Origin of the sequence: Pseudocoprococcus catus, from assembly GCF_019734885.1 — a bacterium.
Taxonomy (GTDB): Bacteria; Bacillota; Clostridia; order Lachnospirales; family Lachnospiraceae; genus Coprococcus_A; species Coprococcus_A catus.
In genome coordinates this window covers 363427-384330 of sequence record NZ_JAAXCM010000020.1, presented here as the reverse complement: position 1 = coordinate 384330, position 20904 = coordinate 363427, and the positions used below count along the sequence as shown (strand labels likewise).

Here is a 20904-nt window from a genome sequence, read left to right as displayed (position 1 = left end):
TAAGAAATCCCCAACGAACAATTGCTCATTGGGGATTTCTTTTTATGCTTCTGACCACATATCATCAAAATATAAAATCAGCTATCTCTTATACCGGATATGCTCCGGCTTTCGTATCTGCTTTGGCCGGATCCACTTTCTCCTGCTGTGCCTCCCGGTATTTGAAGAAATCAACGGCTACCTGCGGGAATAAAGCATAGGATAATACATCTTCATCCTGCTGTTTATAGCGGGCCATCTCTTTCTCCATTTCCTTCAGCTCAGGTTTCAGAAGGTCCGCCGGACGACACGTGATCGGCGTCTCATCACCACAGGCTTTCTTCTGAACTTCAGGATTAAACGGCTTCACGGTCTGACCATATTCGCCATGAAGCAGTGCCTTGCTTTCTTTGGTGATCATCTTATAGCGTTCACCCATCAGAACGTTCAGTACAGCCTGGGTACCGACAATCTGTGATGATGGTGTTACAAGCGGCGGTTCACCAAAGTCTTTTCTTACACGAGGGATTTCCTCAAGTACATCATAATATTTATCCTCTGCATGTGCATCTTTCAACTGCGATACCAGATTGGAAAGCATACCGCCGGGTACCTGATACATCAGTGTCTTGATGTTGACGCCAAGCACCTTCGGATTCAGCAGACCGCTCTTTAAAGCTTCTTCCTGAATCGGTCTGAAATAATCTGCAATCTCTGCCAGCAGTTTCTGATCAAGGCCTGTATCAAACGGTGTGCCCCTGAATGTCTCACACATAACCTCCGTAGCCGGCTGACTGGTGCCCAGGGCAAACGGTGACATCGCTGTATCAATGACATCGCATCCTGCCTCAACAGCTTTCATATAGGTCATTGAAGCAACACCACTTGTGTAATGGGTATGCAGCTGAATTGGCAGTTTTGTAGAAGCCTTTAACGCTTTTACAAGTTCTTCTGCCTCATAAGGCACAAGCAAGCCTGCCATATCCTTAATACAGATGGAATCAGCCCCCATCTCCTCGATTCTCTTGGCAATTTCTTTCCAGTAATCCAAGGTATACGCTTCTCCCAGTGTATAACAAAGCGCGATCTGTGCATGGCCGCCTTCCTTTTTGCAGGCCTTAACAGATGTTTCAAGGTTGCGGAGATCGTTAAACGCATCAAAAATACGAATAATATCAATACCATTTGCAATGGATTTCTGAACAAAATACTCAACCACATCATCTGCGTAATGACGATAGCCAAGAATATTCTGACCTCTGAACAGCATCTGAAGCTTTGTATGCTTAAATCCGTCTCTTAATTTACGAAGTCTCTCCCATGGATCCTCCTTCAGGAAACGCAGGCAGGCATCAAAAGTGGCTCCGCCCCAGCATTCTACAGAATGGTAGCCAACCTGATCCATCTTGTCGATAATCGGCAGCATCTGCTCTGTCGTCATTCGTGTGGCAATTTGTGACTGATGGGCATCTCTGAGAATAGTCTCAGTAATACCCACAGGTTTTTTCTTAATCTCGGACATTTTTCATTCTCCTATCATTCATTTATCAAACTCAGGATCTGCCCGCAGACACCGGCGCCAAATCCGTGTCTGCTCTGCAGATACATCGTAAAAACCGAATCCTTATGCACCAAAAATAGCCATAAACACACCGGCAGCAACTGCTGTACCGATAACACCGGCAACGTTCGGTCCCATGGCATGCATCAACAGGAAATTTGTCGGATCCTCTTCGGCACCGACTTTCTGAGAAACACGGGCTGCCATCGGTACTGCGGATACGCCCGCGGAACCAATCAGAGGATTTACCTTGCCTCCGGTTACTTTGCACATAATTTTGCCAAACAGGACACCGGATGCTGTTCCCACTGCAAAGGCTATCAGGCCAAGGGCTACAATCTTGATGGTTGTCCAATTCAGGAATGCTTCTGCACTTGTTGTGGCACCAACGGATGTACCAAGAAGAATAACGATGATATACATCATGGCATTAGATGCTGTTTCAGCAAGCTGTTTAACCACACCGCTTTCTCTGAAAAGGTTGCCCAGCATCAGCATACCTACAAGGGGTGCTGTTGAAGGCAGAATCAGTACGACCACAACAGTAACAATGATAGGGAAAAGGATCTTCTCCAGCTTGGATACCGGTCTTAACTGCTCCATCTTGATGGAACGTTCTTCTTTTGTTGTCAGTGCCTTCATGATCGGCGGCTGAATAATCGGTACCAGGGACATATAGGAATATGCCGCTACGGCAATCGGTCCCATAAGATGTGCCTGTCCCAGCTTACTGGCCAGATATATGGATGTCGGGCCGTCCGCACCGCCGATAATGGAAATTGCTGCAGCCGCTGCATCTTCAAATCCAAGACACATAGCGCCAATATAAGCAAAGAAAATACCAAACTGTGCTGCTGCTCCCAGAAGGAAGCTGGCAGGATTGGCGATCAGCGGTCCAAAGTCCGTCATGGCACCGACACCAAGGAAGATCAGTGACGGCCATATGCCCCACTCGTCTCCAAGAAAGAAATAATGCAGAAGACCAGCTGATGTACTGCCGTCCGCAGCGGCCTCCTCCACAGTTTTCATGATATCCGGATACAGATTGACCAGAAGCATACCAAATGCGATCGGCACAAGAAGAAGCGGCTCATAGCCGCGTCCAATGGCCAGATACAGGAAAAAGCATGCCACAAATATCATGATAAAATTTCCCACCGTCAGATTGAAAAATGCAGTCTGATGGACGAGATTTCCTAATGTTGTAAAAATATAATCCATATTGAAGCCTCCCGTACAGATGAATTAAATTAACAGTGACATTAATTCATCGTTGCGAGAACATCACCGGCTTCAACCGCATCACCGGCTCCAACATTCACAGATGCAACTGTGCCATCCTGCGGTGCAACAATTTCGTTCTCCATCTTCATCGCTTCAAGGACAAGAATGACTTCGCCCTTCTTCACTGCAGCACCGGCATCTTTCTTCACTGCAATGATCTTGCCTGGCATTGGTGCAGAAACCTTCACAGAGCCTGCTGCTCCGGATGCTTTGGCCTTCTTAGCAGGGGCTGCTGCCTTTACAGGAGTGGCTTTCACTGGAGCGGCTGCAGGCGCTGCTGCCTGACCCTCTCCTACTTCCTCAACAGAAACTTCATAGCTGACACCATTAACGGTCACAATATAGTTTTTCATAATTACTTATCCTCCTACCAGCGGTTCGTATTTTTTCTTCGAATTGAACGGACGATTAACTTATCCGGTGATGTCTCAAGGGATGCAGCCAGTGCAGCAGTAATCACTGCCACAAGAGCCAGATCATCCGTTTCATCAATTTCTTCCTCATCTGCCGCCGGTTCTTCAGCAACAGTCTCAGTAACTGCCTGTTCATTCTTCGTCTTACGGTTTCTGAACCAGTTCTCCAGCTGACTGATGTATTTAAATCTTGATATGAGAAATGCAATGAATATCAGAACAACAAAGACTGTTCCCATACCCATCAATGTATTCATTCCGGCTCTTACCATCTTATCTCCAAACTGTGAACCACAGCCGGTAAGCGCCAGCGTCGGCAGCAAAAAAGCCGCACAAGCCATTAATTTCTTCTTCATAGATAGCGCCTCCAATTACAGCGTACTGTGCTTCTTAGAAGGTCGTACGGCTCGCTTTGAATAAAGCATCTCAAATGCTGCGATCAAATGCTGTCTTGTACTCTCCGGTTCAATCACCGCATCCACATAACCTCTGCCTGCCGCAGATTCAGGACTCGTCTGAAGTGCCGCATAAGCTGCTGCCTTCTCTGCGATCAGTCCCTGTGCATCATCAGAAGCATTAATCTCATCATTGTAGATAATCTTTACCGCATTCTCTGCAGGCATCATGCCAACAGACGCCGTCGGCCATGCATAAACAAGATCTGCACCGATATGTCCTGAATTCATGGTCAGATAAGCACTGCCGTAAGCTTCACCTGTCAGCAATGTCACCTTCGGTGCGGATGCATCCGCAAAAGTATGAATCAGTCTGGCTGCTTCTCTGGCAACACTCTTTTCATTGGCCACGGTTGTATCAAAGCCGGTTGCAGAAACCAGGGACAGCACCGGAATTGAAAATGCATCACAGAAACGAATAAAATCTGCTGCTTTCTGAAGTCCTTCTGTTGTCAACTTGCCGTTAAATGATTCAGCTGCCTCACCATTCTCATCCAGAATCTCTGTTCTATTGGCCACTGCACCGACAGTAAGTCCATTCAGTTTAACAAAAGCTGTCACCAGCTCTCTGGCATAACCGGCCGTTACCTCCACATACCTGCCGACATCCGTAATATCCTTCAGTATCTGTGCCGCATCACCTGTTCCTGAATAGTCTGCGATCTTTCTGTTCAAATCATCTTCGCATACGTCATAATCCAGAACATCTTCCTGATTAAACGGAAGCATCAGCACCAGTTCACGCAGCTGTGCCAGCAATGTCTCTTCGTTCTCGCAGACAAAATCCGCATTGCCAGTCTCCCTGCCCTGAAACTCTGCACTGGCATACCTCTCAGCCGCACCGCAACCATCATCCAGTGTATTCGGTGCATTGACAAAAAGTGCGCTTGTGTCCTTCACCATAAAAGTAAAATCTGATAATGCTGTCAGCAAAGCCGTACCGCCGCCGCACTGGCCAAATACTGCCGCATATTGCGGAATGACACCTGAAGCTGCTGTCTGTTGTCTGTACAGTTTTCCCAACGCATCCAATGCATCTGTTGCTTCCTGCAGTCTCAGCCCTGCACAGTCATACATGCCAATAACCGGCGCACCCATCTTCAATGCCAGTTCATAGATCTTCTCAATCTTGCGTGCATGCATCTCTCCGATCGCTCCGCCCATCACAGATGGATCCTGACTAAATACATAGACAAGATTGCTGTCGATCGTACCATATCCTGTGATTACGCCATCTGCCGGCGTCTGCTTCTCCGGCATGTTAAAATCCGTATTTCTTGCATGAACAGAAGCACCGATTTCGATAAAACTTCCGGCATCCAACAAACTCTCAATACGTTCCACGGCAGACATTGCCTTAACCTGACTCATAATTATGCCCTCATCCTCTCTTAACTGACAAAAATTTTGCCGTTTCTTATCTGTTATTTTACCAGACTAATTGTATTGCTTCAAGTACATTTGTATATTTTTACTATTTTTATTGATAATTTTTGTATTATTTCAATAATTTATCAATAAATTGTATATTTTTTTCATTTCAAATTCTTTGTGATTTTATATTATAATCCAGCCAAAATATTCCGCAAATAATACAAAAAGCCCCATATAAGCCTCCCACAGACAATCACTTACTTTCTCAACAAACGCTCTCTCCAAGTACGTTTGACATCTGTTTTGTTTATGGCGGCGTAATGGCTCTTTGCTGCTATATCACCATTCACAAATACCTGAATACTGCCCACCGGCTGTCCTGCCTCCACCGGTGCCTCCAACTGTCCCGGAAGCACACTCTCCACATGTACTTTATCCTCCGAACTTAAAAGAAACCTGTAATTTGTCTCTTGGGCTCTCACGGCAGCAAAATCCTGTTCCCCGTTCATAACATGTACCTGCCTATCCGGAACTTCTTTGCTGATATCAATGGTCTGATAACGATAATTCTTGTCGCCATAGTCTAGCAGTGTTTGTACATCCGACCACTTATAACCTTTATGTGGCGGCCATCCGCTGCCAAGAAGGCTTACAATAAATGTCTGGTCTCCTTTCTGCACGGCACAGACATAGCAATAGCCTGCATCTGCCGTGTATCCGGTTTTCCCAGATAAAACCCCTTCCATCATGGTCAGCAGGGCATTTTTATTATGTACTGAGAAACTTCTTTTTCCGTCACAATCAGTAAATGCATAATGCATCGTCTGCGTGATCTGCCGGAACAATTCGTCTTGAATGGCATATCGCATGATCTTTGCCATATCCGCCGCTGTGGAACAGTGTACACCCTTTTCGTCAACAGCATCCAGCCCGTTAGGGGTAATAAAATACGTCTGCGTGCACCCCAGAGAGACTGCCTTTTCATTCATCATTACAGCAAAGGCTTCAACGCTCCCTGCCGTTCCCTCCGCAATCATCACCGCCGCATCATTAAAAGATTCCAGCATCATGGCATAATATAAATCCTCCATGCGGTAACGCTCACCTGCCTGCACCCCCAGATGAACCTTCGGCATGGAAGCCGCATAAGCAGAGGCTGTCACAATTTTATCTGCTTCATTATTTTCCAGAGCCACTATCAATGTCATAATTTTGGTTGTACTGGCCATAGGATAAACACTATCCGCCTCTTTACCATAAAGAATACGCCCGCTGTCAGCATCCATCAGCACTGCTGCACGGGCGTTCAATGACAACTTTTCCTCCTGCAGCTCCGTCTCCGCCGCTGACGCAGGATTTTGTATTAGAATGAACAATGTACAGAATATGCCTAAAGCAACCATTAGGAATTGACCCATTTGTTTGATCCGGTCATTCATTCACAAACCGTCCTTTCAGGTTCTGCCCGCAGCCTTTTATTGAAAGGCCAGGGCATCACCTTATCTATTGATACTCCTGGCTTAATCTATGCATTTTTCATCTTAATTAATACCCATATCCGTCAAAACCTTTTTCAGCGCATCGGCAGATTCATGAAGATTATCTTTTTCTAACTGATTCAACGGAATTTCCACAATATTCTCAATGCCATCCCTGCCCAGGATCATCGGAAGCCCAATACAGACATCTTCAATCTCATAGGCTCCGCTGCAATACCCGGACACGGTCAACAGGGAATGTTCATCCCGGATCAGCGCTTCCGCAATACGGCGGATTGCCAGCGCTACTGCATAAAATGTGGCTCCTTTTTTCTCTATAATCTCATAAGCACTGTTTTTCACGTCCCGGACGATCTCATCCATCTGCTCCCGTGTAAAGACAATCCCCAGTTCATCACAAAAATCCCTCACAGCTATGCCGGATACTGTGGCTGAACTCCAGACCGCCACCTCACTGTCACCATGTTCCCCAATAATAAATGCATGAACATTGCGGTGGTCGATACCGATATACTCTCCCAGACGGTACTTGAACCTGGAAGAATCCAGTACTGTTCCGCTGCCGATAACTCTCTCCGGTGGAAAACCGGACAGACGTAGGGCCACAGTTGTCAGAATATCCACCGGATTGGCAACAATAAGCAGCAGGCATTCCGTATTGTAACGGACAATTTCCGGGATAATGGACTGAAAAATCCGGACATTTTTTTCTGTCAAATTGATTCTCGACTCTCCTGGAAGCTGATTGGCTCCCGCCGTCACGATCACCAGATAGGCGTCTGCCAAATCTTCATAAGTCCCTGCATAAATTTCCACGGGATGGATAAAAGGCACCCCATGACCAATATCCATAGCTTCTCCCTCTGCCTTTTTCCGATTGATATCAATCAGTATCAGTTCATTAAAAAGACCGCTCCCAAGTAAAGTATAGGCTGCGGTCGCCCCAACGGCACCGCAGCCTACAATTGCACATTTCTGTATATTCATCACTTTTGCGCACCTCCAAAAACAGTTCTGTAAGCTGCTCTTAGTCTGTGCAGAATCCTGTTGTCTATACAGGAAATTGTTTTTAATATTGTGTCTTTGGATCAAGGAATTCCTTCAAACGACGTTCATAAGCTTCCATAATCACTGGTTCAAAAGCCAGAGTTGCATCCAGCTTCATCACATCATTCAGCAGATATTTCGTAAATAGTGGATTCAGAACCAGGAAAGGCCCCACAAGATAAGTCGCAAAGAAGTTATGATCACGAATACCTTCATTAACCGTCTCTTTGTTCATGCCCGTGCCCTTGTCCACGTGAATAAAAGGATACTTGTCCGTATCACCGTAAGCCATGGTAAACTGAGTCTTAAAGCCAACAATCTGAATATCATCAAAATTGCCTCTCAGCAGACAATTGAAACGATGCATCATATCACGTTTGGCATAAATCGGATAAAGGTTCAATGCTTCAATCTTCGAACCATCCTCATTCTCAATATACTGTCCAAAAATCTCCACCGCATTGTTGGTAAACAGCATCGGAACATCCTCAGAAATCAACTGGGCAATCCGCTCTTTATATGGCATTAATTTCTTAATAATCTTCTCCTGTGCACTTTCCGTCATGGCACCCATATAAATCAGATCCGGCTTCTCAGTAACGAATAATGGTTCATCCATATAGGAAGTATACACAAACTCTGCATCCGGCAGACATCTTTCAAGATAACGTACATTGCTGGAATCCGCAAAAAGACTGCAAAACTCAGGAAATAATACTTCAATACGTGTCATCATCTATCTGCCCTCCTTTTTTAAATGCTCACCCAGATTTTTCTGAATGGCTCTGGCATACTGTGTTGTATAAATATCATGTAAAATATAAACATGCTCCGCTTTATTAAGATCGACATATTTTTCAGTATCCGGCTCTTCATCACAGCATATAATCTTCTCTTCCGGAATGCCGGCCATCAGAAGTCTGAGATGCATATCCATACAGCGCGGTCCGCCCACAACAATCTGAGTGATTCCCGGATCATTAAGAAATTCAAAATCTGTATCAAAAAACCATGCAATATTCTCAGATGAATCCTGACGATCAAAATAATCATCCAGAATAAGCACAACTGCTTTTTTGCCCGGCTCATGGCGAACAAAATCACAAACTCTTGAAACAGCGATCGGGTTCTGTCCCTTGGCAACATCTGTAATAATCTTGCGGCCATTCACCTCCACACATCCAAAACGTGTTCCGGCAATCTGCATCTTCTCAAAGGAACGGCTGATGGCATCTGCTGTCAGACCAAATTCCTCCAGAGCCGTAACAGCTGTCACTGTATTGTAAGCATCTGTAATATTATCTCCCAGCAGCTTCACTTCCATATTGCCCTTCGGCGTACGGATATGCACCCGTCGGTTTCTATAATCAATGGCTTCCACAGCATAATCCATTTCCGGTGAACCAAAATCACAATTCGGACAGAAAGCACGTCCGATGTGGTTATAACGGATATATTCATAATTCAGTTTGGCACCGCATTTCGGGCAGGCAACCACATCTTTGATGATGTTGTTGGTAGAAGTTGTCTTCTCATCCTCGCAGGCAATGCCAAAGTAAACTCTGTCATTGTCCGGTGCCAGATGGTTGCTGACAAGATCTTCTCCATTCAAAACAAGTTTTGATTTTGCAGGAATGGTCTGATTCAGAATACCTGAAATAAATTCTGAATGGGCATTTCTCTTATAGGAATCTCTGAAAAGATTGGTGCAGACAAGGATATCCGGCTGGACATACGGGAAAATCTTCGTCGTCATTCTCTCATCGATTTCCAAAACGGCATATTTCTTCTTCATATGACCGCCTAGGGTGGAATTCTTAATCAACGCGGAGGCAATACCGGAATCAATATTGCCGCCAAAACGATTATCTACAATATCATAGCCGTTGTCCTGCATCACATCTGCAATCAAATTGGATACGGTTGTCTTGCCGTTGGTGCCGGTAATGCCAATGATAAACTCCGGTTTATCAATCTGATCCAGAAAATCCGGACAGATATTAATGGCTTTTCGGCCCGGTACATGTGTGGCATTCTTTCCACAAAGCTGCAGGACTTTGATCAATACTTTGATGCCTGCCAGCGTCAAATAAAAACGCATTGTTTTTTTCTTAGAATTCTTCATAACTGTTCCTCTCTATACATCAAGTGTCATCTGAACTTCTTCTTCTGCTTCTGTCTTCAGTGTATCAAGCTCTTCCGGCGAAATCGACGGGAGATTCTCTACAGACTGAACACCAAAGGTCCGCAAAAATTCCTCTGTTGTAGCCAGGAGGATCGGCCGCCCCGGTGCATTCAATCTTCCGGCTTCTGTGATCAAACCATATTCCAGTAATTTATTGATCGCATGGCTGCAACTGACGCCGCGGATCTGTTCAATCTCCGCCTTTGTCACCGGCTGTTTATAGGCAACGATCGCCAGGGTCTCAAGCATAACATCTGTCAACACCTGCTTCTTCGGCTGATGTGTCAGTTTGATCACATAATCATACATCTCCGGACTCGTACACATCTGAAAAGCACCATCCAATTCAATGATACGGATACCTCTCTTCTCATTCTGATATCTGTCCATCAGACGGTGTACAAGCCTGACCACTGTCGCCTTATCATGCCCGATGGCAGCACCGAGGGTTTCTGCACTGATTGCCTCTCCCATGGTAAATAAAAGGGCCTCAATGGCGGCCTCCGCTTCATCCGGCTTTAAAACTTCTTCCATGTCTATTCTGTCACTCCTGTCGCATTCTCTTCCGGTTGTCGGATAGTATCTCCCGGTGAGATCATGATATCGTCAAACAGATGCTCCTGTACGATCCTTACCGAACCATCTTTCATCAACTCAAGTATCGCCAGAAATGTGACGATGACTTCTTCTTTGGTTGACTGTGCATTTAAAAGACCCCTGAAACTGACCGGTTTCTTCCGCTCGGCCACAGTCTTCCGAATGCTGCTCATCTTATCTGACAGTTTCACCGGTTCCTGCTCAATCCGTCCGTACTTGCTTCGTATCGGGTCGATCTTATCAAACTGACGCTTCATCACTGACTGAAATATCCGATGAAGTTTCTCCAGATTCATATCTCCCACCAGCTCATCCAAATCCACCGGCGGTTCTGTATAAACCATATCAGGGGGAATGGTCGTGGGCTTATATACTGTCTGGGCTGCCAGAAATGCTCTGTCCTTCAGTTCCTGAGCAATATATTTGTAGGTTTTGTATTCCAGCAGTCGATTCACCAGTTCAAGCCTTGGATCCTCTCCAGTTTCTTCTGCCTCCACTGTCTCCACCGGCAGCAGCATCTTGGATTTGATGCGAAGCAGCGTTGCCGCCATAACCAGAAAATCACTGGTCACATCCATATCCTCAATCTGCATCTGATGAATATATGCCATATACTGATCCGTGATCAGTGAAATGGGAATATCATAAATGTCAATCTTATTGATATCGATCAAATGCAGCAGCAAATCCAGCGGGCCTTCAAAAACCTCTAATTTAAATGTCATTTCCATCATATTCTGCTTTTGAACCTTTCGTCGTAACTATTCAGAAGGCAGTAAGGACTGAATAGTTACCTTTCGTCTATCTATTGTGGCATTTTCCGCCATATCTGTCAATCCTTTTCTTCAGGAACGACGCAATGTCACACAGGATAGTTCCGGCATGTTCAGCAGGCGAATACGAAAACTGTGCATATGCAGCCCACGGCTCAAGATCATCTCACTGCTGTCCCGGAAGTATTCCCCTGCATAATATTTAGGAAAAAGGCGAACCTGCGGCGAGAGCACACCGCCCAGAAACGGCAGGATCACCACACCGCCATGGACATGCCCGGACAATACAAGATCTGCTCCCCATTTGGCATATTCATCAAAATAAAACGGATTATGTGCCAGCAGGAGATTGAACCTGTTCCTGTCACATATCCCCAGTTTCTCCGTCATGTAATGCCTTGTCATAGGTACTTTCCTGAAACGTTTATAATACTTCCTATTCAGTTCCAGACCATAAACACAGATTTCTTCGCCATCTTTGCATATGTTTAAATGCTGGTTTCTCAACAGGTGGAGGTTTGGATGCCGAATTGCTTTGCACCAGCGTTCATTCATGTCCCCATATGTCTCAGGATACAGTTCAATACGCTGCTCATGATTACCGTTGCCAAAATAGACCGGCCACCTGTCACACAGCATCCGCATCATCCGGATGGCAACAGACATATCTGCTCCCGGATGAGCATCAATCATATCCCCGGCAATCATGACTGCATCCGGTTTTAAATGCTCAATCTGTGCCAACAGTTTCCTGTTGCCATGATCAAAGTCATAATTATGAAGATCTGTCAGCACAACAAAACGGAAGCCCTCAAAAGCTTCCGGTATTTTGTCTGAAGTGACATCATAATATTCTGTCGTAAAATGTCTGCACTCATAGCAGATACGGCCCGTGACTGCTCCCACAACAGCAGCCGCAGCCATCATCCATTTCTTCTTTTCTCTCATTCTGCCTCCATTCATTCAATCAGACTGTCAATATTTTGAAAGCATCTTTGATACAGCTGATCTCTGCCGTTCTGCCGCCGCTCACACGTTCACCGTCCAGGGACCATACCATCTCCTGATCAAATGTAATCTTCAAATGCTTTGTCTGTAAAAACAGAAACATGGACGGATCATACTTCGCCGGATTCAGGGATGTCAGAGATGTCACAATAGCACTGAGATCCATCAAAGTCTTTGGCATCTTAATCATCATCACTTCAAATATACCATCATTTAAGTCCACCAGGGAATCACTGATCTTCAGAATGCCGCCTACGCTTCTGGCGTTGCTGACCGCTCCAAAGATATAGGCATCTTTATAAATCTGTCCGTCCGCTTCTATGCAGACTGTATAAGATGTAAACGCAGGAATTTCTTTAATCCCTTCAAGAATATAAGCCAGATGTCCCAATGCATTCTTAAAATTCTGCGGCGTTGAATAAGAAGTCTCTGTAAAAGCCCCAAAAGATGCCACATAAGAAAAATAAGACAGATTAAATCTTCCGGCATCTACGGTATGGGGTGTTCCCTGAATAATATTCTTCGCTGCTGCTCTGATATCAGACGGCAGTTTAAGACCTGATGCAAAATCATTGGTAGTTCCCGCAGGAATATAACCAAGCAAGGGCCGCTTTTCCCAGTTCATGGTTGCCGATAAAATCTCATTAAATGTACCGTCACCGCCGCAACAGATCACTTTGTCAAACTGGCTGTCTTTTTCTGCCATAAGCTTTCTGGTGGCATCTTTTCCCTGTGTTGTATAAATAGTCGTCTCATATCCGGCTTTTGTCAGTGCATCAACGACATAAATCAATTCATTTCGTATCTTCTGACGCCCCGCCATTGGATTAACCATAAGTAACACGCGCTGATCCATCATATAATCCTCCAAAAAGTTTTTCAATACAGTCTATTATAACATGAATTATTTAAATAGCCTATATCTAACCACTGATGCTCATAAAATTCCTGTAAACTTTTTGTAAATAATCAATGAAACCGGCCCGCTCCACACCTTCCGTTACAACAACAGCTGTATCCCCTATCTCCTGCCCATCCAGATAATACACAAGCCGTCCGACCCTTGTACCTGCCTCAAAAGGCGGCATCAAATGATTATCAAGCACCAGTTCCGAACGGATATCCTCAGGATTTTCACCGCGAAACGTAATATAAGAAAACGGCTGCTCATAGGCTAACGTCACCCATTCCTTTTGTCCGTCTTTTACTGCCATCGGCAAAAGCTCCGGAGGGTTATCATCCCTGTAAGCACGGCAATTGGCAAAACCATAGTTTAAAAGTTGCTGAACCTCTGAAAAACGGATTTTATAATCCGGCGCATCCATCACCACTGCAATAAGGTTCAGACCATCTTTCACTGCGGTTCCGCAAAAACAATAGCCCGCTTTTGCAGTAGAACCTGTTTTTAAACCCGTCACTTCAAAATTATTGGCCATTTTCAGAAGTTTATTCGTATTGGACAGACCAAATTCACTGCTTCCTCTTTTCGTTTCATGCGTTATATTCTCCATCCAGATTGTGGCATACTCTGAAATCTCCGGGTAATTCGTTATAAGGGCACGGGCCATCAAAGCAACATCCTTTGCCGTTGTATAATGATCATCAGAATCCGTCAACCCGCAGCAATCTACAAAATGTGTCCCTGTCATTCCAAGTTCACCGGCTTTCTGGTTCATGGCTGCCACAAAAGCATCTTCGCTGCCGCTGATATGCTCCGCCATTGCTGCTGAAGCATCGTTTCCCGAAGCGATGACAATACATTTGATCATTGTTTCAACTGTCTGCACTTCACCTTCCTCAAGAAAAACCTGGGATCCACCCATGGATTTTGCATGGGCACTGGTAGTCACCTTATCTGAAAGCTGCAGCCTTCCGTCATGAAGTGCATCATATATCAACAGCAAAGTCATTATCTTAGTGATACTGGCCGGACTGACCCGCTCATCCTGGTTCTTCTCACAGATCACCGTTCCTGTCTGTGCCTCCATTAAAATCGCTGCCTCTGATGTCACTGTTACAGCTGCTTTTTTTGAGGCTGCCCCCTGATTTTTTAATTCCAGATCTTCTGTTTTTTCCAACATTGATCCTGACTCCGTACTTTCTGCCGTATTTTCATTCTCTGCATATACAAACAGGACTCTGCTGTTTAGGAAAATTCCCAATAACAGAATAATTGTTATTATTTTCTTTCCCATCACCTATCACCGTGCTTTTTTTACAGTTTACGTTTGTACCCATTAACTTATGCCTTTACATCATTTTCCTTTTCAGCTATAATTGATTGCAGAAAATGTGTAACTGTTCACATTTTTTACAGTTACGAAAATGTTACCAAGGAGAGAAACTTTATGAGCTTTGTTTTAACTAAAAAACTTCCGACACCAATGGAAATCAAAGAATTATATCCTGTTTCTGCAGAACTGGCTGCCCTGAAGGCAGCAAAAGACCAGGAACTGATTGATATTATTACAGGTGCCTCCGACAAATTTATGGTCATCATCGGACCTTGCTCCGCCGATAATGAAGAAGCAGTCTGCGACTATATCAGCAGACTTACCAAAGTTCAGGACAAGGTTCAGGACAAGCTGGTGCTTGTACCGCGTATCTATACCAACAAACCTCGTACAACCGGTGAAGGCTACAAAGGTATGCTCCATCAGCCAAATCCTGAGGAAGCACCTGACTTATTAAACGGTCTCATCGCCATCAGAAAGATACATATGCATGCACTGCAGACATTTAAAATGCCGATTGCAGATGAAATGCTCTACCCGGAGAATTACAGATATCTGTCAGATATTCTTTCTTATGTCGCTGTAGGTGCACGATCCGTGGAAGACCAGCAGCATCGTCTTGTTGCCAGCGGTATCGAAGTACCGACAGGTATGAAGAATCCAACAAGCGGTGACTTATCCGTTATGCTGAATTCCGTCGTTGCAGCCCAGCATGGTCACAACTTCATCTATCGCGGATGGGATGCCACAACAGACGGCAATCCATATGCCCATACCATCCTGCGCGGTGCTGTTGACAAACATGGCCAGACTCATCCGAACTATCATTACGAAGACTTACAGCTGCTCAATGAAATGTATGCAGAAAAAGGCCTGAAGAATCCTGCCTGTGTGATTGATGCCAACCATTCCAATTCCGGCAAAAAACATAAAGAGCAGATCCGTATTGTCAAGGAAGTATTAAGCAGCCGTCAGCACTCCGATGACATCCGCAAGCTTGTCAAGGGTGTCATGATTGAAAGCTACATTGTTGAAGGCAACCAGAAAGTTGGCTGTGCAAATCATGTTTACGGCAAATCAATTACAGATCCTTGCCTCGGATGGGAAGATTCCGAAAGACTGCTGTATGATATTGCGGAACGAGTTTAAAATAATTATTGTTATATCAGGTGCATAAGGTAAAAATAAAGGGAAAGCTATAAGAATATGTATGATCATATTTTTATAGCTTTTTTTCATAATAATTAACACTATATTCAAGGAGGCATTAACAATGAGTAAAGGTTCTAAATGGTATTATCGATTCTATATAGAAGATGAAAACGGTCAACATATTCAAAAAGAATTTGTCGGCAGCAAAAGCAAAAAGGAAACGGAGGCCATGCTTAGACATACAGCAATAGCCTCAGTTTATTTTTACTTTCTCTTTGAAAAAATATGTTTTGCAAACACATAAAATACGATAATAACGGCAATGAAATAGCCAAAGGCCCCCAATGCCGGTATGCCGAGGAATTTCGGTTTCATATCCGTAGTACAGATAATACTGGAGCTTATAAGCAATGCCATTACCCACAGACCCATAACAATATTTCTTGTTACCCGTCTAAGCAGATTCGATACATCTTCTCCGGCATGGAGATCGAGATTCACCCTTGTCTGACCTTTCATCTGACCCTGCAGAATGTCTGCCAGCAATGTCGGGATATCTATGGCCTTTCTAAAAGAGCGATACAGTGTTTTGCCGCCGCTTTTTAATTCCTTCTTCCAGTCCATTTCCTCAAACATCTGACTTCTCACTCTGGCCGAAGCAATTTCCATCATATTGATCTCCGGACTGATATCCGCCAGTACACCTTCGATATGAGTCAGACCTCTCGCCAGCATGGTCAGTCCATGCGGCATCGTAATCTTATTCTCCTTCATGACTTCCATCAGGTCCTGCATGATCTCTGCAATGTCAATATTGCCCAGATCTTCTGCCCCATATTTTGCCATGAGATTTCGTATATCCTCAAACAGCTTACTCTGATCCGGTTTGCCTCGGAACTCTCCCAGCGCCAAGACTGCATCCTGGATCATACTAATATCATTGAGGGCAATGCCCTGAATAGCCCGACTGATTTCTTCTCTGTCATGCTCAGACAGCCGTCCCATCATGCCCATGTCGATCCAGACGATCTTGCCGTCCCGCACACGAAGATTACCCGGATGTGGATCGGCATGGAAAAAGCCATCTACCATAACCTGCTTAATAAAATTATCAATGAGCTTACTGCCGACCTCATTCAGATCATAGCCGTTTTTCTGAAGATTCTCCTTATCATCAATGGAAAAGCCATCGATATACTCCATCACAATAACATGCGGAGTTGTATACTCCCTATATAACACCGGCGTATCCACAAAGGCCACCTCTCTGTTCTTACGATGGAACTCCTCCATATTGGCCGCCTCAGTAAGGAAATTCATTTCCTCCTGTGTGACTTTCCACAATTCATCCAAGACAAGATCAAGATCCACCATCTCCTTGATGCTCACCGGCGGCAGCAACCGCACAACCTTATGCATCAGTCCGATATCCCTGGCCATCGTCCTGTAAATGCCTTTGCGCTGAACCTTGATGACAACCTGCTCACCGGTTTTCATCACTGCATGATGTACCTGCGCAATGGAGGCAGAGCCTAAGGGCTCCTCTTCGATTGACTGAAACTCTTCCTGCCACGGACATCCAAATGACTCCTGGATCACATCCACTACCTGATCAAAGGGCATCGGCGCCACATCAGAACACAATTTCATCAGCTCATCGCAATACCGTTTAGGGAGAATATCTGATCTAAGAGACATAATCTGACCAAGCTTAATGTAAGTGGGTCCGAGATCCTCCAGAATCATCCTGAGCTTTTCTGGGGATACGCCTCGTGTAATTGCATGTTTATGGAGAACAGCCGTTATTTCTTTCAGGCGTTCTCCGTAACCATTGGATCTGATTTTTTCAGATTTTATATTCATTCTTCCTATTCAGCGTCTGCTGCCTCTTCAGATGCTTCTTCTGTGGCTTCAGCTGTCTTCTCTGGCTTCTCCTCTTCAGCTTCTACTGCTTCTTCAGTATCTGCTGTTTTCTCCTCAGCAGCCTGCTCCATATTGCTGATCTGCTGCTTCAGCTGTTCGATCTGTTCTGGTGTCATCTTCTCGAGAAGTGTCTGCAGTTCTTCCGGTGTTGATGCTTTCACAGAAACCTTGACATTATCTTTTATTGTCTCTTTGATATTGTGCTTCAATTCTTTGTTCAGGACTTTACCCTGTTCGACTGTCAACTCACCTTTTTTCACCAGTTCATCCAGAATCTCTTTGGATTTCTCAGCTGTAACAGCTGCTGTACCGATACCAACAAGTAAAAGTTTTTTGAGGTTTTCTCCGAGTTTTTCCATCTTACATCTCTCCTTCTCTTTAAAAGAAATTCATATCTAAAGTACCCCGATAAATGCCAGTCCTTTAGGTACAAAAATAATACAGCCAATGATCGCTGCCATAATTGCTGCGATCAAAACCGCACCGGCAGCCGTATCCTTTGCAATCTTTGCCAAAGGCTTTCGTTCTTCTGCCACCAGATCTACCACCGCTTCTATGGATGTATTCACAAGTTCCAGCGCCATCACAAGGCCGAAAAGTGTCAGACAGATACACCATTCCGTTACGGAAAGCTTTAAAATGATACCGGCAATCACAACAAGCACAGAAAAACCGCAATGGATCTTCATATTGCGTTCTTTGCTGATGCATGTATAAATTCCCTGAAAGGCATATCCAAAGCTTTTATACAACGGAGCTTTTTTGTCTTTCTTCATTCCTATCACCTTGCCTTTTCATGCTTTTATTGTATCACATATTATCTTTCATGAACAGTCTGTTATTTGTTTCCGGATATCTGTCTCAATTTGTTCAGCAGCGCTGTAAAGTAATCAGGTAGCGGTGATTCAAATTCCACATACTGCCCCGTTGTCGGATGTTGAAAGCCGAGAAGCTTCGCATGAAGTGCCTGTCCTTCCAGTTTAAAAGGATCCTTCGATGGTCCGTATACTGTATCTCCCAACAGCGGATGTCCAATACTGGCCATATGCACACGGATCTGATGTGTCCTTCCGGTCTCAAGCCGGCACTCAATATATGTATATCTGCCGAAGCGTTCAAGTACTCTATAATGTGTGACTGCATGACGGCCATTTTTGCGGTTGATGCCCATTTTCTTTCTGTCAACATCCATGCGTCCGATAGGCGCATCCACCGTTCCCTCGTCCTCTTTAATATTGTTGTAGACAATAGCGTGATAGGCTCTTGTAATGCTGTGCACAGCAAGCTGCTCTGCCACTGCCCGATGGGCCTTGTCATTCTTGCAGATAACAAGTACCCCGGTTGTATCCTTATCAATTCTGTGAACAATGCCGGGCCTTAACACTCCATTAATAGTTGAAAGCTGATCTCCGCAATGATACATCACTGCATTCACCAGCGTACCGGTATAATGCCCGGGAGCCGGATGCACCACCATGTCCTTCGGCTTATTAATGATCAGAATGTCATCGTCCTCATATAAAATATCCAATGTTATGTTCTCCGGCTGAATATCAAGAATAACAGGATCCGGAATCTGAATTTCCACTGCATCCCCTATTCCGACTTTATAATTCGCCTTCACGGATTTGCCATTTACAGTCACTGACTGATCGCCAATTATTTTCTGTATATAGGATCTCGAGCAATCTTCCATCAATAATGCCAAATATTTGTCAATACGAAGATCCTCGCCGTTTTCATCTACAATAAAAGTTCGCTGTTCCACTTTTTCACCTGCCTATCTGTCCTAAACTTTTGTTTTTTTATCTTTTCTGCTGCCGAGAAATACAAAATCTTCATCCTTGTAAAAGAAAATGACAAGTACAATAAGAGCAACCGCAGCTGTTGTCACATAAATATCCGCTACATTGAATATCGGAAAATTAATCAGTTCAAAATAAAAGAAATCCACCACATAGCTCTGACGGACACGATCAATAAAATTGCCGATGGCTCCTGCATAAATCAATATACCGGCTATTTTGAGAGGCAGCATCCTTTTAGTATCCGGTATTTTTCTGTAAATCAATGTCAGAACCGCCAGTACAAGAATTGTGAAAATAACAAAGAAAATTTTCTGATTCTGCATCAGCCCAAAAGCTGAACCTCTGTTTTCAAGATAATATAATCTGAAAACGTTTGGTATGATCGTCACCCCATTTGTATTCATCAGATGTGTCACCGCCAATACTTTTGTCCACTGATCCAGAAGAACAAGTGCAATGACTGCAATTGCTGCTTTTATATACTTCATAACTTCTGCTCTCCGTTTCTTACAAGGGCATCCGCAGCGGCCAGAAGCTGTGCATCTGTGATGCTTCTGTCGATCACAGCCTGTCCTTCAGGATTCAGAAGGATAAATTTTACTTTGCCTTTGTCCATTTTTTTATCAGATTTTGAAACTTCTACAATTCTTGCCGGTGTAATGCCTTCTACACTGACCGGAAGGCCAAAGGAAGTAAGGGTATCCAAAATGTCTCGATATATCTCTTCGGAGATCATGTTTTTTTCTTTTGAAAGCCATGCTGCACCATGCATGCCCACAGCCACACACTCACCGTGAAGCATGGTAAAATTCATCAGTTTCTCCACTGCATGTCCCAGGGTATGACCAAAATTAAGCAGTGCACGCTCGCCGGCTTCCTCAGGATCATTTTCCACAACTTCTTTCTTGATGCGGCAGCTGACTTCTATCATCTCAATCATTGTCTGTGTATCCCGGGACAGGATAGCCTCTTTGTGCTCCTTAAGCCAATGGTAATAAGCAATGTCTTTGATCAGGCCATGTTTGATGATCTCTCCCAGTCCTGAAATATATTGCTGCTCTGTCAAAGTTTTTAAAGTTTCTGCACAGGAATACACTAACTTCGGCTGATGAAAGGCACCCACCATATTCTTATAAGCTCTGAAATCAACCCCGGTTTTACCGCCGATACTGCTGTCAACCTGTGCAAGAAGACTTGTCGGAATCTGAATGAAATCGATTCCTCTCAGATATGTTGCCGCAGTAAAACCGGTCAGATCACCAACAACGCCGCCGCCAAGTGCTGCAAGCATATCCCGGCGTTCAAACTTGTTCTGTATCAGAAATTCATAAAGATTCTCCACGGTTGCCAGTGTCTTGCTTTCTTCTCCTGCCGGAAAAATAAAATGAACTGCCGATGCACAATGTGCTGCTGCGATTGCCTCCACCTGTGCCAGATAATGCTCTGCTACATGACTGTCGGTGACAATACACACCTTTCGATCTTTGACTGACAACTTTTCAAATGCTGCACCCAGTCCATCAAAATTCTCTGAAAGTATAATCGGGTAAATTGGTATCCCTTTATAATGAATCATCATTTTTCTCATTTTCTGTCTTCCTTTACTGTACAA

The 20904-nt window shown here is 44.4% G+C and carries 22 protein-coding genes; 2 read left to right on the top strand and 20 right to left on the bottom strand.

Going from position 1 to position 20904, the window contains the following annotated elements; all coding sequences use genetic code 11:
• Positions 1 to 88 precede the first annotated feature (88 nt).
• The 14 genes from HED67_RS03795 to HED67_RS03730 form a co-directional block, all read right to left on the bottom strand.
• Positions 89 to 1501, bottom strand: a complete 1413-nt coding sequence (locus HED67_RS03795) for an oxaloacetate decarboxylase subunit alpha (RefSeq protein ID WP_221717565.1) — start codon at positions 1499 to 1501, stop codon at positions 89 to 91.
• A gap of 102 nt (positions 1502 to 1603) precedes the next feature.
• Positions 1604 to 2761, bottom strand: coding sequence for a sodium ion-translocating decarboxylase subunit beta (locus HED67_RS03790; RefSeq protein WP_015514147.1), 1158 nt, complete (start codon positions 2759 to 2761; stop codon positions 1604 to 1606).
• A gap of 41 nt (positions 2762 to 2802) precedes the next feature.
• Positions 2803 to 3177 (bottom strand): biotin/lipoyl-containing protein, encoded by a 375-nt coding sequence (locus HED67_RS03785; protein WP_221717564.1) that lies wholly within the window; start codon positions 3175 to 3177, stop codon positions 2803 to 2805.
• 14 nt (positions 3178 to 3191) lie between these two features.
• Entirely contained in the window at positions 3192 to 3593 is a 402-nt protein-coding gene (locus tag HED67_RS03780) for an OadG family protein (RefSeq protein WP_178441075.1), read from the bottom strand.
• Positions 3594 to 3608: 15 nt separating this feature from the next.
• Complete coding sequence (locus HED67_RS03775; RefSeq protein WP_221717563.1) at positions 3609 to 5063, bottom strand: acyl-CoA carboxylase subunit beta; 1455 nt, start codon at positions 5061 to 5063, stop codon at positions 3609 to 3611.
• Between the two features lie 260 nt (positions 5064 to 5323).
• Positions 5324 to 6382 carry a D-alanyl-D-alanine carboxypeptidase family protein gene (locus tag HED67_RS03770; RefSeq protein WP_221717562.1) on the bottom strand — a complete coding sequence of 353 codons (1059 nt, stop codon included), beginning with the start codon at positions 6380 to 6382 and terminating at the stop codon, positions 5324 to 5326.
• A 225-nt stretch (positions 6383 to 6607) separates the two neighbouring features.
• Positions 6608 to 7552: an L-lactate dehydrogenase gene (locus HED67_RS03765; RefSeq protein ID WP_178441516.1), complete on the bottom strand. Its 945-nt coding sequence runs from the start codon at positions 7550 to 7552 to the stop codon at positions 6608 to 6610.
• An 82-nt stretch (positions 7553 to 7634) separates the two neighbouring features.
• The gene (locus HED67_RS03760; RefSeq protein WP_246612089.1) at positions 7635 to 8348 is read right to left on the bottom strand and encodes a hypothetical protein; all 714 of its coding nucleotides are present in this window, start codon (positions 8346 to 8348) and stop codon (positions 7635 to 7637) included.
• Positions 8349 to 9737 carry a Mur ligase family protein gene (locus tag HED67_RS03755; protein WP_221717560.1) on the bottom strand — a complete coding sequence of 463 codons (1389 nt, stop codon included), beginning with the start codon at positions 9735 to 9737 and terminating at the stop codon, positions 8349 to 8351. It abuts the gene before it with no gap.
• Positions 9738 to 9749: 12 nt separating this feature from the next.
• Positions 9750 to 10331, bottom strand: a complete 582-nt coding sequence (gene scpB, locus HED67_RS03750; RefSeq protein WP_221717559.1) for an SMC-Scp complex subunit ScpB — start codon at positions 10329 to 10331, stop codon at positions 9750 to 9752.
• A gap of 2 nt (positions 10332 to 10333) precedes the next feature.
• On the bottom strand, positions 10334 to 11125 hold the full coding sequence (locus tag HED67_RS03745; RefSeq protein WP_178441518.1) for a segregation and condensation protein A: 792 nt from the start codon (positions 11123 to 11125) through the stop codon (positions 10334 to 10336).
• Positions 11126 to 11239: 114 nt separating this feature from the next.
• Positions 11240 to 12115 carry a metallophosphoesterase gene (locus tag HED67_RS03740; RefSeq protein ID WP_221717558.1) on the bottom strand — a complete coding sequence of 292 codons (876 nt, stop codon included), beginning with the start codon at positions 12113 to 12115 and terminating at the stop codon, positions 11240 to 11242.
• A 19-nt stretch (positions 12116 to 12134) separates the two neighbouring features.
• Entirely contained in the window at positions 12135 to 13034 is a 900-nt protein-coding gene (locus HED67_RS03735) for a diacylglycerol/lipid kinase family protein (protein ID WP_221717557.1), read from the bottom strand.
• Positions 13035 to 13098: 64 nt separating this feature from the next.
• A complete protein-coding gene (locus HED67_RS03730) occupies positions 13099 to 14256 on the bottom strand; it encodes a D-alanyl-D-alanine carboxypeptidase family protein (protein ID WP_246612088.1) in 1158 nt (385 codons plus the stop codon).
• A 267-nt stretch (positions 14257 to 14523) separates the two neighbouring features.
• Between HED67_RS03730 and HED67_RS03725 the strand changes: the two genes are divergently transcribed.
• Positions 14524 to 15558, top strand: coding sequence for a 3-deoxy-7-phosphoheptulonate synthase (locus HED67_RS03725; protein WP_221717555.1), 1035 nt, complete (start codon positions 14524 to 14526; stop codon positions 15556 to 15558).
• A gap of 124 nt (positions 15559 to 15682) precedes the next feature.
• Positions 15683 to 15865, top strand: a complete 183-nt coding sequence (locus tag HED67_RS17350; RefSeq protein ID WP_221717592.1) for a hypothetical protein — start codon at positions 15683 to 15685, stop codon at positions 15863 to 15865.
• Here HED67_RS17350 and HED67_RS03715 read toward each other — a convergent pair.
• The 6 genes from HED67_RS03715 to aroB form a co-directional block, all read right to left on the bottom strand.
• Entirely contained in the window at positions 15826 to 17424 is a 1599-nt protein-coding gene (locus HED67_RS03715; protein WP_221717554.1) for an ABC1 kinase family protein, read from the bottom strand. The two genes, HED67_RS17350 and HED67_RS03715, sit on opposite strands and share 40 nt — an antisense overlap.
• A gap of 5 nt (positions 17425 to 17429) precedes the next feature.
• Positions 17430 to 17843: a phasin family protein gene (locus HED67_RS03710; protein WP_178441485.1), complete on the bottom strand. Its 414-nt coding sequence runs from the start codon at positions 17841 to 17843 to the stop codon at positions 17430 to 17432.
• Positions 17844 to 17879: 36 nt separating this feature from the next.
• Positions 17880 to 18260 (bottom strand): diacylglycerol kinase family protein, encoded by a 381-nt coding sequence (locus tag HED67_RS03705; protein ID WP_221717553.1) that lies wholly within the window; start codon positions 18258 to 18260, stop codon positions 17880 to 17882.
• Positions 18261 to 18322: 62 nt separating this feature from the next.
• Positions 18323 to 19252, bottom strand: a complete 930-nt coding sequence (locus HED67_RS03700) for an RluA family pseudouridine synthase (RefSeq protein ID WP_221717552.1) — start codon at positions 19250 to 19252, stop codon at positions 18323 to 18325.
• A 21-nt stretch (positions 19253 to 19273) separates the two neighbouring features.
• Positions 19274 to 19780, bottom strand: a complete 507-nt coding sequence (lspA, locus tag HED67_RS03695; RefSeq protein ID WP_215631263.1) for a signal peptidase II — start codon at positions 19778 to 19780, stop codon at positions 19274 to 19276.
• Positions 19777 to 20880, bottom strand: coding sequence for a 3-dehydroquinate synthase (gene aroB / locus HED67_RS03690; protein ID WP_178441489.1), 1104 nt, complete (start codon positions 20878 to 20880; stop codon positions 19777 to 19779). The genes lspA and aroB overlap by 4 nt, the downstream gene beginning before the upstream one ends.
• Positions 20881 to 20904: the final 24 nt, after the last annotated feature.